This window comes from Azoarcus sp. CIB, assembly GCF_001190925.1.
Taxonomy (GTDB): domain Bacteria; phylum Pseudomonadota; class Gammaproteobacteria; order Burkholderiales; family Rhodocyclaceae; genus Aromatoleum.
This window is the reverse complement of record NZ_CP011072.1, coordinates 4,707,322-4,720,090: the sequence shown is the minus strand read 5'-3', so window position 1 is coordinate 4,720,090 and position 12,769 is coordinate 4,707,322. Positions and strand designations below refer to the sequence as shown.

General features: G+C 66.2%; 13 protein-coding genes. 3 read left to right on the top strand and 10 right to left on the bottom strand.

All coding sequences use genetic code 11. From position 1 onward, the window contains the following. The first annotated feature begins 3 nt into the window (after positions 1-3). The 3 genes from AzCIB_RS21145 to AzCIB_RS21135 all read left to right on the top strand — a co-directional run bounded on the left by AzCIB_RS21145 (position 4) and on the right by AzCIB_RS21135 (position 2,215). Positions 4-522 carry an acyloxyacyl hydrolase gene (locus tag AzCIB_RS21145; protein ID WP_050417708.1) on the top strand — a complete coding sequence of 173 codons (519 nt, stop codon included), beginning with the start codon at positions 4-6 and terminating at the stop codon, positions 520-522. An 89-nt stretch (positions 523-611) separates the two neighbouring features. Then, the gene (locus tag AzCIB_RS21140; protein WP_050417707.1) at positions 612-1,487 is read left to right on the top strand and encodes an AEC family transporter; all 876 of its coding nucleotides are present in this window, start codon (positions 612-614) and stop codon (positions 1,485-1,487) included. Between the two features lie 17 nt (positions 1,488-1,504). Further along, positions 1,505-2,215 (top strand): alanyl-tRNA editing protein, encoded by a 711-nt coding sequence (locus AzCIB_RS21135; RefSeq protein WP_050417706.1) that lies wholly within the window; start codon positions 1,505-1,507, stop codon positions 2,213-2,215. Between the two features lie 16 nt (positions 2,216-2,231). On the opposite strand, the gene AzCIB_RS21130 is transcribed toward AzCIB_RS21135, so the two are convergent. From AzCIB_RS21130 to AzCIB_RS21090, 10 genes are all read right to left on the bottom strand, one after another. Further along, entirely contained in the window at positions 2,232-3,005 is a 774-nt protein-coding gene (locus AzCIB_RS21130) for a slipin family protein (RefSeq protein ID WP_050417705.1), read from the bottom strand. Beyond that, positions 3,002-4,432, bottom strand: coding sequence for an NfeD family protein (locus AzCIB_RS21125; RefSeq protein WP_050417704.1), 1,431 nt, complete (start codon positions 4,430-4,432; stop codon positions 3,002-3,004). The genes AzCIB_RS21130 and AzCIB_RS21125 overlap by 4 nt, the downstream gene beginning before the upstream one ends. Positions 4,433-4,619: 187 nt before the next feature. Further along, entirely contained in the window at positions 4,620-5,894 is a 1,275-nt protein-coding gene (locus AzCIB_RS21120; protein ID WP_050417703.1) for a nitronate monooxygenase, read from the bottom strand. 154 nt (positions 5,895-6,048) lie between these two features. After that, positions 6,049-7,329, bottom strand: a complete 1,281-nt coding sequence (gene cysN, locus AzCIB_RS21115; protein ID WP_050417702.1) for a sulfate adenylyltransferase subunit CysN — start codon at positions 7,327-7,329, stop codon at positions 6,049-6,051. 458 nt (positions 7,330-7,787) lie between these two features. Then, positions 7,788-8,723: a sulfate adenylyltransferase subunit CysD gene (gene cysD, locus AzCIB_RS21110; protein WP_050417701.1), complete on the bottom strand. Its 936-nt coding sequence runs from the start codon at positions 8,721-8,723 to the stop codon at positions 7,788-7,790. An 8-nt stretch (positions 8,724-8,731) separates the two neighbouring features. After that, on the bottom strand, positions 8,732-8,893 hold the full coding sequence (locus AzCIB_RS24320) for a hypothetical protein (protein ID WP_157058545.1): 162 nt from the start codon (positions 8,891-8,893) through the stop codon (positions 8,732-8,734). A 4-nt stretch (positions 8,894-8,897) separates the two neighbouring features. After that, a complete protein-coding gene (locus AzCIB_RS21105; protein WP_050417700.1) occupies positions 8,898-9,668 on the bottom strand; it encodes a phosphoadenylyl-sulfate reductase in 771 nt (256 codons plus the stop codon). Continuing rightward, entirely contained in the window at positions 9,665-10,198 is a 534-nt protein-coding gene (locus AzCIB_RS21100) for a DUF934 domain-containing protein (protein WP_050417699.1), read from the bottom strand. Before AzCIB_RS21100 ends, AzCIB_RS21105 begins: the two co-directional genes overlap by 4 nt. Continuing rightward, positions 10,191-11,873: a nitrite/sulfite reductase gene (locus tag AzCIB_RS21095; RefSeq protein ID WP_050417698.1), complete on the bottom strand. Its 1,683-nt coding sequence runs from the start codon at positions 11,871-11,873 to the stop codon at positions 10,191-10,193. Before AzCIB_RS21095 ends, AzCIB_RS21100 begins: the two co-directional genes overlap by 8 nt. A gap of 38 nt (positions 11,874-11,911) precedes the next feature. After that, on the bottom strand, positions 11,912-12,691 hold the full coding sequence (locus AzCIB_RS21090) for a sulfite exporter TauE/SafE family protein (RefSeq protein WP_050417697.1): 780 nt from the start codon (positions 12,689-12,691) through the stop codon (positions 11,912-11,914). Positions 12,692-12,769: the final 78 nt, after the last annotated feature.

Here is a 12,769-nt window from a genome sequence, read left to right as displayed (position 1 = left end):
TGAATGAAGTTCCTGATGTGCGTGGCGGCTTCGATGCTGGCGGCGGGTGCCGTGTCGGCGGCGGAGCCGGCCGTCAGCGTGTTTCACGGCGAGCATGACAATTACGACCGCACGGGCCTGTCCGTGCGCCTCGGTCCGCTGTGGGGGCGCGACTGGGGCGCGTGGCATGCCGGTCTGCACCCGGAACTGGAATTGAGCCGGTTTCATTACAGTGGTTCGAGCGCTGGCCCGAACACGCTGAACCAGGCCGGTGCGATCGGCATGCTGCGCATGGTGCGCGGTAAAGGGAATTTCCAGCCTTACGCCGAGTTGGGTCTTGGTGCCGCGCTCCTGAGTCGCACGGACCTGGGGCCCAAGGTGTTCTCGACGGCCTTCCAGTTCTCGCAGCACGCGGGCTTGGGCCTCGAGCTGGGCGGCCGGTTTTCGGTGGGCTGGCGCTTTTCGCATTATTCGAACGGCGACATCGAGACGCCCAACCACGGCATCGACCTGCATCAGTTGCTGATCGGCGCGAGCTTCTGAGCCTGCGCCTGCGCATCGCGAGGGGCCCTGTCGGGCCCTTTTTTGTCGCCGCCGTCCTGCGGCGGTTTCGCTGAACCTCTTCGCCCTTAATGCTGATCCGCATCGTTTCGATCCTCTTCCCGCTGTTCGCGCTGACTGCATTGGGCTACTTCGTCGGCAGGCGGATGCGGCCGGACCTGTCGCATGCGAACAAGCTCAATATGGACGTGTTCATCCCGGCGCTGGTGTTCGCGGCGCTCGCGAACAAGGAATTCCGCGTCGCGGAGTTCGGCTCGCTGACCGTCGCGACGCTGCTGATGGTGATCGGTTCGGGTGCGGCCGGCTACGTGCTCGCGCGCCTGTCGGGCATCGCGCAGAAAACTTTCGTGCCGCCGCTGATGTTCAACAATTGCGGCAACCTGGGGCTGCCGCTGGCGGTGCTGGCGTTTGGCGACGCGGCGCTGGCGCCGGCCGTGGTGATGTTCATGGTGTCGAACCTGCTGCACTTCTCGTTCGGTGCGTGGCTGCTCGACCATCGCATCAAGGTGTGGACGGTGTGGCGGGTGCCGTCGGTGCTGGCGACCTTCGCGGGCTTGGCGGTCGGGATTGCCGGCATCGAGGTGTGGCCGCCGCTGATGCTCGCGATCAAGATGCTGGGCGATATTTCGATCCCGCTGATGCTGTTCGCGCTGGGTGTGCGCTTGACCGATTCGCGCATCGCCTCGCTCGGCCTGGGCCTGTATGCCGCCGTCGCGCGGCCCGTCGTAGGCATGGTGCTGGCGTTGGCGGTGCTGCAGATGTTCGACCTGTCGGCGCAGGAGCGCGCACTGGTGGTCGTGTTCGGTGCCCTGCCGCCGGCGGTGCTGAACTATATCTTCGCCGAACGCTACCATCAGGAGCCCGCGGTGGTCGCGTCGATGGTGCTGATCGGCAACGTTGCGGCGGTCGTGTTCCTGCCGATCGCGCTGGCGATGGTTCTGCCCTGAAACTACTGGAGGTCCGCATGACCGAAGCGCTGTTTCGCCTGGATGCCTATGCCCGTTCCTGTACTGCGCAGGTGGTCGCGGTCGACACGAACCGCGTCGTGCTCGACCGCAGCGTGTTCTACCCGACCGGCGGGGGGCAGCCGGGGGATTGCGGGGTGCTGATCGGGCCGGACGGGACGCGCGTGCCGGTTGTCGAGGCCGTGAAGGGCGAGGGCGGGACGGTCGTGCATGTGCTTGCCGAAGGCGCGGAGGCGCCGCCGGCGGGGGCGGCCGTGACGGCGGAGATCGACTGGGAGCGGCGTTACCGCTTGATGCGATATCACACCGGACTGCATCTGCTGTGCGCGGTCGTGGCGGCGCCGGTGAGCGGCGGGCGCATGGCGGAGGACAAGGCGCATCTCGATTTCGACATCGAGATGGACAGGCTCGACGCGGCACAGATCGAGGCGCGGCTCAATGCCCTCGTCGCAGCCGATTCGCCGGTCGAGGCGGGCGAGATCAGCGAGGCGGAGCTGGATGCGAATCCCGGGCTGGTGAAGACGATGTCCGTGCAGCCGCCGCGCGGCCAGGGCAGCGTGCGCACGATTCACATTCCCGGCGTCGATCTGCAGCCCTGCGGCGGCACCCACCTGCGACGCACCGGCGAAGTCGGGCCGCTGAAGGTCGTGCGCATCCGCTCTGAAGGCAAGCGCAACAAGCGGGTGACGGTCGCCTTCGCGGAGCAATGAGCGCGGCGCGCCGGGCTCAGGTCCGGGGCGGGTGGGAGAGTCCGTCGAGCAGCCCTTTCAGCAGGTCGACCGGAACGGGAAAGACGATCGTCGAGGCCTTGTCGCCGGCGATCTGGGTGAGGGTCTGCAGGTAGCGCAGCTGCATCGCGGCGGGCTGGCGCGAGAGCATTTCGGCCGCGTTCATGAGGCTCTCCGCGGCCTGTTTTTCGCCTTCCGCATGGATCACCTTGGCGCGCCGTTCGCGTTCCGCCTCGGCCTGGCGGGCGATCGCGCGGATCATGTTCTCGTTGAGGTCGATGTGCTTGATTTCGACGTTCGCGACCTTGATGCCCCAGCCGTCGGTCTGTGCGTCGAGGATCTGCTGTACGTCGAGGTTGAGGCGCTCGCGTTCGGCCAGCATCTCGTCGAGTTCGTGCTTGCCGAGCACCGCGCGCAGCGTCGTCTGCGCGAGCTGGCTGGTGGCGACGAGGTAGTTCTCGACCTGGATGATCGCCTTCTGCGGGTCGATGACGCGGAAGAAGATGATCGCATTGACCTTCACGGAGACGTTGTCGCGCGAGATCACGTCCTGGCTCGGCACGTCGAGCGTGACGACGCGCAGGTCGACCTTGACCATCTGCTGGATGCCCGGGATCACGATGACGAGGCCCGGGCCCTTGACCTTCCAGAAGCGGCCGAGCATGAACACGACGCCGCGTTCGTATTCGCGCAGGATGCGCAGCGAACTCGCAGCGAGCGCAACGAGCAGGAGGAGGATCGTGCCGAGGCCCAGGTTGAGATCGAAGATCATGGCGGGATTCCTTCGCGGCGATTGGCCGGATCGGGGGTGAGCGGCTCGACGTGCAGGGTGAGCCCGTCGAGGGCGGTGATGCGTACGCGATCCCCGGGCGCGAGGGGCGCAGTGCTGAGCACGCGCCAGGATTCGCCCTGGACGAGGGCCCGTGCGCCTTCCGGGGTGACGGTGCTGACCGTTGCGAGCATGCCGATCATCTGCTCGCGGCCGCTGACGACGGGGCGTTGGCGTGTGCGGGCGGCGAAGCTGCCGACGGCCGCGATCGTCAGCGCGCTCGCGACTGCGAGCCCGACCAGGAAGGGCAGGGGAATGCCGAAGCCGGGGGCCTCGGTATCCATGAGGAACAGTCCGCCGACGACGAAGGCGACGATGCCGCCGACGCCGAGTGCGCCGAAGCTCGGCAGGAAGGCTTCCGCGAGCATCAGGATGGCGCCGAGGGCGACCAGCGCGACGCCGGCCCAGTTCACCGGCAGGAGCTGGAAGGCGTACAGCGCGATCAGCAGGCAGATCGCGCCGGCGACGCCTGGCACGCCGAAGCCGGGGCTGGTGAATTCGAAGAACAGCGCATAGACGCCGATCATCATCAGCACCAGCGCGAGCTGGGGATTGGACAGCAGGGCGAGCACGCGCACACGCCAGTCGGGCGCGATTTCGGTGATCGTCGCGGTGGCGGTCGACAGGCGCTGCGTGCGCCCGCCATCGAGTTTCACCTCGCGGCCGTCGAGCTTCGCCATCAGTTCGGGAAGGTTGGCGGCGATCAGGTCGATGACGCCCGCGGCGAGCGCCTCGTCCGCGGACAGGCTGGCGGCCTCGCGCACCGCGCGCTCGGCGAAGTCGCCGCTGCGCCCGCGCAGTTGCGCGAGGCTGCGCAGGTAGGCGGCGGCGTCGTTGCGGACCTTTTCCATCATGGCATCGCCGGTGCCTGCGGCGCTCCCGGCGGCCTTGCCGTCCTTGTCCTTGGCGTTGTCGTCCGTCTTCTCCTTGCGCGCAGCGTCGTCTTCCGGCTTGCCGCCGGGCATCCCGATCGCCACCGGCGTGGCGGCACCGAGGTTGGTGGCGGGCGCCATCGCCGCGATGTGGCTGGCGTACAGGATGTAGGTGCCGGCGCTCGCGGCACGCGCGCCTTCGGGGCCGACCCAGGTGGCGACGGGGATCGGGGCGGCGAGGATGTCCTTGATGATGGCGCGCATCGAGGTGTCGAGTCCGCCCGGCGTGTCCATTGCGAGCACGACCAGTCCGGCCTGTCGCGCACGCGCGCGGGCAAGTTCGCGTGCGAAGAAATCGGCGGTCGCTGGCCCGATCACGCCGTCGATGCGCAACACGACGACCTCCCCGGTCGGCGGGGCGGCGGCCGGGCGGTTGTGCAGCAGGAAGCCGAGGATCAGCAGGGCGAGCGCGAGCAGCGCCCAAATCGTTCTGCGCATACGCATTCCTGGCGCCGGAATGCATCCGGTGTGCGGCATGCACGAAGCATCCGATCGTATGAGTGCAGCGCGGTCGAGAGCGTTCCCCTACCGGCGACCGTCGGGAGGCGCGGATGCAAGAAGGGCGTGGCCGCCGGAGTGGCGGGCACGCCCTTCGCACGCACGACCGGCTTGCGCCGGCCGGGTATCAGGCCGACTTGGCCGGTTCGCAGGCTTCGACCGCAGGCAGCGCGATCTTGTTGTCCTTGCTGTACTGGTAGTCGTGGAAGATGTGCTCGGCGGACAGGATCTGGTAGGTGCCGTCGGCGCGCCGGTGCGAGGTGTCCTTGAGCCGGTAGGTGTAGTGGCCACAGGTCCAGCAGTCGAAGTTGCGCATGTGCGTGCACAGGCAGGTCTTGTCCATCACCTTGAGCCGCTTGGCGTCCGGGTGCAGCTCGAGTTCGCGGTTGTACGCGTTGATGTAGGCGCAGTTGCCGTTGCCGTCGAGCAGGTAGCCGTAGGCTTCGCAGTTCGGGCGGATGCCGGAGCCGATCGACGGGCTGCTTTTCAGCATGCGCATCGGATAGCCGGTGGGCGAGGTGTTGTTGACCTCGATGTCGTCTTCGTTGGCGTCGAAATAATGCTGCTGCACGTCTGGCGGCAGTCCGCATTCGTGCGACACGGTGAAGCGGGTGGCGACCTGTATCGCGGCGGCGCCGGTTTCGAGGAAGGACACGCCGTCGCTGCCGGTGAAGATGCCGCCGGCCGGGATTAGCGGGATGTCGAGCTTTTCGGCGATCAGGTAGTCGCGGATTTCGGCGACGATGGTGTGCAGGTCGTACGCGGACCAGTCCATACCGAAGCCGAGGTGGCCGCCGGCAAGGGGGCCTTCGACGACGACGTAGTCGGGCAGGCGGTTGGTGCGTGCCGACTTGCGCAGGAAGAGTACGAGTGCGCGCAGCGAGGAGACGATGATGCCGAGCTTGACGTCGCGGAAGCGCGGGTGGTCCTCGATCAGGCCGAAGGAGCCCAGGTGCAGACCGGCGGCGAGCGTGATGCCGTCGATGCCGGCATCCATCGCGGTACGAAGGCGCACGCGCAGCGTCTCCTTCGGCCCGTTCATCGTGAGCTTTTCCATGCAGTTGATGAAGATCAGCCCGTCACCGCGCTTGCGCTCCATCGTGCGGCGTACGTGGGTCTGGGTCGCCTCGGCGACCAGCCCGAGGTCGAACTGCACGTCCGACTTGTCGGTGTTGGCGACGTTGTACTTGTACTGCTTGAGCTTGTTGCGCACGTACTTGGTGTCGTAGCGACGGTCGCTGACGGTCGGCAGCATGGCGTCGGAGATATGCCCTATGCCGCCGAGGCGCGCGGCCTCGAGCGAGAGGTCCGACGTCGAGATGTCTACGCCCATCCCGCCAATCATGATCGGTACGTATTCCCTGCTCCCGAACCGCAGGCGGAAATCATCGAGACATTTCATATGTGTCTTCTACATTGCGTTGCTGTGCCGGCCAGCGGACAAATCGGCAAGGCGGGATTTTCCCACAGGCGGGCCCGGAAAGGGAAAAGCGCTTGCACCCCGGCCGTCGTAGGGACGGTCGGGGTGCGCGTGCTCGGACCTGAGGGCGCGCCGTTCAGCCGATCATGCCTGCGCCGACGGTGTTGTTGGTGCTCTCGTCGATGATGATGAAGGCGCCGGTGGCGCGGTTCTCGGCGTACGCATCGGCGAAGATTGGCTGCGCGAGTTTGAGCGTCAGGCGCGCGATATCGTTCATCGCCAGTGCCGTCGCGGGTTCCTGTTCGAGCGTGTTCACGTCGAGCCGGTAGTCGATCTTGGCGACCTTGGCCTTCACTTCGCGCGTGGTGTTGCGCAGCAGGTAGGTGCGCGCCGGTGACAGCGGCGTCTCGGACAGCCAGCACAGGGTTGCATCGATCTGTTTCAATTGCTCGGGTTGCTCGGCGCTCTTGACGATCATGTCGCCGCGCGAGATGTCGATCTCGTCGGCGAGCAGGAGCGTGACCGATTGTTCGTGGATTGCGCGCTCGATACCGACGCCGCCGATCTGGATGTCCTTGACGGTGCTGCTGCGGCCCGAGGGCAGGACGGTCACGGCGTCGCCGACGGCGATCTCGCCGGATTCGACGCGGCCCATGAAGCCGCGGAAGTCGTGCAATTCGGGGTTCGCGGAATCCTGCGGGCGGCACACGAACTGGACGGGGAAGCGGAAGTTTTCGGCCTGTTCGGTGTGGGCGGCGGGCACGGTCTCGAGGATTTCGAGCAACGTGGGGCCGTCGTACCAGCCGAGGCGTTCGCCGCGGTCGACGATCATGTCGCCGTTGAGCGCGGATAGCGGGATGAAGCGCACGTCCTTGATGCCGAGTTTTTCGGCGAAGGCGAGGTAGTCGGCCTTGATGCGTTCGTAGGTGGTCTGGTCGTAGTCGACGAGGTCCATCTTGTTCACGGCGACGAGGAGGTGCGGGATGCCGACGAGGCTGGCAAGGTAGGAGTGGCGGCGGGTCTGCGTGAGCACGCCCTTGCGTGCATCGACGAGGATGATCGCGAGGTTGGCGGTGGAGGCGGCCGTGACCATGTTGCGGGTGTACTGTTCGTGGCCCGGGGCGTCGGCGATGATGTACTTGCGCGTGCCGGTGGAGAAGTAGCGATAGGCGACGTCGATGGTGATGCCTTGCTCGCGCTCGGCCTGCAGGCCGTCGGTGAGCAGTGAGAGGTCGACGGCGCTCATGCCACGCTTGGCGGAGGTCTTCTCGATGGCGTTGAGGGTGTCGGCGAGGATGGTCTTGGTGTCGAACAGCAGGCGGCCGATCAGCGTGCTCTTGCCGTCGTCGACGCTGCCGCAGGTGAGGAAGCGCAGGAGGCCGTGGTCGGTGTCGGGCAGGTTTTCGAGGGCGGACATGGTTTTGTTTCCTTCAAGCTTTCTAGAATTCGGTGCTGCGTGTTGGGTTGCCGTTGGGGCGTGGGTGCTGCTAATCCGCCGGGGCCGCGCGGGGTATTCGCTCTGCGGCTGCGGAACTCGCGCAGCGGCGCGCTTCCGCGCCTGCGCTCAGACAGTCCTCGCCGCGCCGCGAACACCCCGCACGTCCCCGGCTACGTTCGGGGCTTTATTGGAGGGCAGTTCAATGCTGTTTCGCATCGCCGTCATTCCCATTGCACCTGTACTGTTAAGAACGGTTCAGAACGTCTTTGCTTTTCGTTCAACCTGCACTCAGTAAGAGCGGGGCGGGGTGTTTGCGGAGCGGCGAGGACTGTCTGAGCAGACAGCGCGGACGCGCGCTGTACTGCGAGTTCCGCAGCCGACGGAGCAAATTCCCCGCCGCGCTCGATTAGCACCCCGCACTTCGTCATCCGAAACCCTCAGAAATACCCTTCCTTCTTCCGCTGCTCCATCGACGCCTCGGAGGTCTGGTCGTCCAGACGGGTGGCGCCGCGCTCGGTGATTGTGGTGGTGGCAGTTTCAATCACGATCTTCTCCACGGTGTCGGCGGCCGACTCCACCGGTGCCGTGCAGGAGATGTCGCCGACGGTACGGAAACGTACCTGCAGTTCGACGATTTCCTCGCCGGCCTTCGGCAGGTTGGTCAGTTCGCCAGTCATCAGCGGCACGTTGACCGGCACGATGGCGCCTTGGCGGATGACCACCGGGCGCTGGTGGGCGAAGTAGATCGACGGCAGTTCGAGCTTCTCGCGTTCGATGTACTGCCAGACGTCCATTTCCGTCCAGTTGCTGATCGGGAAGGCGCGGATGTTCTCGCCCTTATGGCTGCGGGCGTTGTACAGGTTCCACAGCTCCGGGCGCTGGTTCTTCGGATCCCACTGACCGAACTCGTCGCGGAAGCTCATGATCCGCTCCTTCGCGCGCGCCTTCTCCTCGTCGCGGCGGGCGCCGCCGATGCACGCGTCGAAGCCGAATTCCTCGATCGCCTCAAGGAGGGTCACCGACTGGTGCTTGTTGCGTGACTCGTTCTCGTGCTTCAGCACGACGGTGCCGCGCTTCATGGAGTCTTCCACCGAGCGGACGATCAGCCGCTCGCCCAATTCGGCTGCACGCTTGTCGCGGAACTCGACCACTTCCTTGTAGTTGTGGCCGGTATCGATGTGCATCAGCGGGAAGGGGAACTTGCCCGGGCGGAATGCCTTCTCGGCGATGCGCAGCATGCAGATCGAGTCTTTGCCGCCGGAGAACAGCAGCACGGGGTTCGAGCACTGGCCGGCGACCTCGCGCATGATGTGGATCGCCTCGGCTTCGAGCCAGTCGAGGTGGGACAGGGTTTGACGGGTCAGCGTGGACATCTTCGTTCTCAGTTACTGGTGTTCTTGGCGCGCAGCGCACGCACTGCCGCTTTCATTCCGGCACGCAGCGCCGCCAGGCGTCGGCGCAGGCCGGGGTGCGAATAGGGGCCCGCCGGCGAGTGACGGTATGCGGTAGTGCCTGCCTGCTCGGTTTCCGGTCGGTGTTTCATGGTGTCAGCCCTTCTTGACGTGAAGGCCGCATTCCTTGGATGTCGGATCTTCCCACCACCAGCGGCCGGCGCGGATGTCCTCGCCGACCGCGATGGCGCGGGTGCAGGGAGCGCAGCCGATGCTGGGGTAGAACTGTTCGTGCAGGGCGTTGTGCGGCACTTCGTGCATGCGGATGTAGGCCCACACCTCGGTCTCGGACCAATCCGACAGCGGGTTGAACTTCACCAGTCCGTTGCCCTCGTCGAACTCGCGCGTCGGCAGGCCGGTGCGGGTTGCCGATTGCGCGGCGCGCAGGCCGGTGATCCAGGCCTGCTTGCCGGCCAGCGCGCGCTGCAGCGGCTCGACCTTGCGCATGTGACAGCAGGCCTTGCGCATTTCGACCGACTCGTAGAAGGCGTTGATGCCGTGGGTGCGGACGTAGGTCTCGACGGCGTCGGACTTCGGGAAGAAGACCTTCAGGCGCGTGCCGTAGTGCTGCTCGACCTCGCTCATCAGCGTGTAGGTCTCGGCGGGGAGGCGGCCGGTGTCGAGCGAGAAGACCTCGATCGGCAGCTTTTCGCGCAGGATCAGGTCGGTGAGCACCATGTCCTCGGCGCCGAAGCTGTTCGCGAAGGTGATTTCGCCCGCCGTGCCGAACTCGGCAACCGCCGCGCGCAGCAGCGCGAGGGCGTCGTCGGTCTTGCTGCTGACGGCCTCGACCAGCGGCTCGGTGAGTGCCGGATGGATGGCCGGATTCTTCGCCGCCGGGCGCAGCAGGCTGACTGCCCCGCTCATGCCTTCACTCCGACGCGCGCGACGCGGCGGAACAGCGGCTGCGGGTGGAGGACCGAGGCCTGGTAGGGCTCGGTGAAGTCAGCAAGGCTCGCGACGGCGGCGTCGAGCTGGGCGTCGGTGTAGCGGCCTTCGCGCGGCTGCAGCGTGTCGAAGCCGCAGCGCGTGAGGTAGTTGAACTGGTCGCGCAGGACTTCGCCGAAGGCGATGAGCTGGCCGGTGTAGCCGTAACGCGTGCGCAGCAGTGCGGCGGTCGAGTAGCCGCGGCCGTCGACGAATTTCGGGAAGCTCACGGCGATCACGGCGACGTGGCCGATGTCGTCGGCGAGCGCCTCGGGGCCTTCGTTGCCGGCGAACCACACGCCGACGTCGCCGCGTGCGGCGAGTTCGTCGCGGCGGGCAAGCCAGGTCGCGAGCGGCACGATCACGCGGCCGGCGGGCACGTCGAGGGCTGCGGCCTCTTCGCCTTCGGCGACGGTGAGGATCTGCCAGTCGTCGTTGACGATGCGGCCGTTCTTGATGACTTTAGACATTGGCGACCTTCCTGTGGGGCTGACGATCGGCATACACGCGCGTCTTGAACGGATCGAGGCCGATGCGGCGCACGGTGTCGATGAAGAGTTCGTCTTCGTGGCGTTCTTGGATGTAGGTTTCGATCAGTTCCGAGATCACGTCGGGCATCTCGGCGCGCGCGAACGACGGGCCGATGACCTTGCCGATCGCGGCGTTGTTGCCCTGGCTGCCGCCGATCGTGACCTGGTACCACTCCTCGCCGTTCTTATCGACGCCGAGGATGCCGATGTGGCCGACGTGGTGGTGGCCGCAGGCGTTCATGCAGCCGGAGATGTTGATCTCGATGTCGCCGACGTCGTGCAGGTAGTCGAGGTCGTCGAAGCGTTCCTGGATCGCAGCCGCGATCGGGATGGACTTGGCGTTCGCGAGCGAGCAGAAGTCGCCGCCCGGACAGCAGATGATGTCGGTGAGGAGACCGATGTTGGGCGTCGCGAGGCCGGCCTTGCGGGCGAGCTGCCACAGCGTGTGGAGCTCGGACTTCTTCACGTCGGCGAACACGAGGTTCTGTTCGTGCGTGACGCGCGCTTCGCCGAAGCTGAAGCGGTCGGCCCAGTCGGCGACCAGTTCGAGCTGCTCGGAGGTGATGTCGCCCGGGGGCACGCCCGGTTTCTTCAGCGACAGCACGACCGACGCGTAGCCGGGCTTCTTGTGTGCGCGCACGTTGCGCTTCACCCACGACGCGAACGCGAGGTCCTCGGCGATGTGGTGGTGATAGCCGACGTCGTCGGCCGGCAGGGCCTCGTAGGCGGGATCCTCGAAGAAGTCGGCGACGCGGTGCACTTCCTCGACCGTGAGGGTGTTGGGGCCGTCCTTGACGTGCGCCCACTCCTCGCGCACCTGCCAGCGGAACTCGTCGATGCCGAGCGCGCTGACGAGGATCTTGATGCGCGCCTTGAAGCTGTTGTCGCGGCGGCCATAGCGGTTATACACGCGCAGGATGGCTTCGCAGTAGGTGATGATGTGCTGCCACGGGATGAAGGATTCGATCTCGCGGCCGATGATCGGGGTGCGGCCGAGGCCGCCGCCGACGAGGATGCGAAAGCCGATCTCGCCCGCGTCGTTCTTCTTCAGGTCGAGGCCGATGTCGTGCACCTGGATCACCGCGCGGTCTTCCTTCGCGCCGTTCACGGCGATCTTGAACTTGCGCGGCAGGTAGGCGAACTCGGGATGGAAGGTGGCCCACTGGCGCAGGATCTCCGCCCACGGGCGCGGGTCGATGAGTTCGTCGCCGGCGACGCCCGCGAAGGGGTCGGAGGTGAAGTTGCGGATGCAGTTGCCAGAGGTCTGGATCGAGTGCATCTCGACCTTGGCCAGCTCCGCGCACATCTCGGGGATCACTTCCAGCGGCGACCAGTTGAACTGCACGTTCTGGCGCGTGGTGAAGTGCACGTAGCCCTTGTCGTAGGTGCGCGCGAGTTCGGCGAGCTTGCGCAGCTGGCGGCTGGCGAGGTGGCCGTAGGGGATCGAGACCCGGAACATCGGCGCATGGCGCTGGATGTATAGGCCGTTCTGCAGGCGCACGGGACGGAACTCGTCGTCGCTGAGCTCGCCCGCAAGGTGGCGGCGCATCTGGTCGCGGAATTGCGCGACGCGCTCATCCACGAGTTTCTGGTCATAGGCGTCGTATCGGTACATCGCGTCTCTCTCGTTGAATCCGTCTGTTTTGTCGTGGCTTAGTGGCTGACCAGCTTGGCACCCACCAGGACCAACATGGTTGCCAGGATCGGGCGCAGGATCCGGTCCGGCACTTTGGTCGAAATATGGCTGCCGAGCCAGATGCCGGGGAGCGAGCCGACGATCAGGCTGCCGAGCAGGAACCAGTCAACACTGCCGAGCATCCAGTGGCCGATGCCCGCGACCAGGGTCAGCGGCACCGCGTGGGCGATGTCCGAGCCCACGATGCGCAGCGCGGGCATCGCCGGGTAAAGAAAAAACAGCGCAGTCACGCCGAGCGCGCCGGCACCCACCGAAGAGATCGAGACCAGCACCCCGAGCACCGCGCCGGTCAGCACGGTCAGCCGCGCCGTGCGCGCGGGATCGGGTTCGGCGCCAACGTGCCTGAGGGCATAGGCCTGGATCTGCTTGCGGAAGACCAGCGCCACCGCCGTCAGCAGGAGCGCGACACCCAGCGCGACCTTGATCAGTGCGGCTGCGCCGTCGATGCCGCCCGGTGCAAAATTGCCGACCAGCACCAGCGTGAGTATTGCGGCCGGGATGCTACCGGCGGCGAGGCGCTTTGTCACCGCCCAGTCGACCGTGCCTTTCAGGCCGTGGGCGAGGGTGCCGCCCGTCTTGGTGATCGCGGCGTAGAGCAGGTCGGTGCCGACCGCGACCGAGGGATGGATGCCGAACAGCAGCACGAGCAGCGGCGTCATCAACGATCCGCCGCCGACGCCGGTCAATCCGACGATGGCGCCGACCGCGAACCCGGCGACTGTGTAGGCAAAGTCCATGAAAACGTTCCCCTTGTATGGTGCGGTGCATCGTATGTGGGTGGTACAGGATCAAAAAGATGGTTTGCGTTAAACTTT

Coding starts and splice junctions, on each gene's coding strand:
- AzCIB_RS21140 (WP_050417707.1), top strand. CDS start 612: ATGCTGATCCGCATCGTTTCGATCCTCTTCCCGCTGTTCGCGCTGACT.
- AzCIB_RS21105 (WP_050417700.1), bottom strand. CDS start 9,668: ATGAGCGGGGCAGTCAGCCTGCTGCGCCCGGCGGCGAAGAATCCGGCC.
- AzCIB_RS21135 (WP_050417706.1), top strand. CDS start 1,505: ATGACCGAAGCGCTGTTTCGCCTGGATGCCTATGCCCGTTCCTGTACT.
- AzCIB_RS21125 (WP_050417704.1), bottom strand. CDS start 4,432: ATGCGCAGAACGATTTGGGCGCTGCTCGCGCTCGCCCTGCTGATCCTC.
- AzCIB_RS21090 (WP_050417697.1), bottom strand. CDS start 12,691: ATGGACTTTGCCTACACAGTCGCCGGGTTCGCGGTCGGCGCCATCGTC.
- cysD (WP_050417701.1), bottom strand. CDS start 8,723: ATGTCCACGCTGACCCGTCAAACCCTGTCCCACCTCGACTGGCTCGAA.
- AzCIB_RS24320 (WP_157058545.1), bottom strand. CDS start 8,893: ATGAAACACCGACCGGAAACCGAGCAGGCAGGCACTACCGCATACCGT.
- AzCIB_RS21130 (WP_050417705.1), bottom strand. CDS start 3,005: ATGATCTTCGATCTCAACCTGGGCCTCGGCACGATCCTCCTCCTGCTC.
- AzCIB_RS21100 (WP_050417699.1), bottom strand. CDS start 10,198: ATGTCTAAAGTCATCAAGAACGGCCGCATCGTCAACGACGACTGGCAG.
- AzCIB_RS21145 (WP_050417708.1), top strand. CDS start 4: ATGAAGTTCCTGATGTGCGTGGCGGCTTCGATGCTGGCGGCGGGTGCC.
- AzCIB_RS21120 (WP_050417703.1), bottom strand. CDS start 5,894: ATGAAATGTCTCGATGATTTCCGCCTGCGGTTCGGGAGCAGGGAATAC.
- AzCIB_RS21095 (WP_050417698.1), bottom strand. CDS start 11,873: ATGTACCGATACGACGCCTATGACCAGAAACTCGTGGATGAGCGCGTC.
- cysN (WP_050417702.1), bottom strand. CDS start 7,329: ATGTCCGCCCTCGAAAACCTGCCCGACACCGACCACGGCCTCCTGCGC.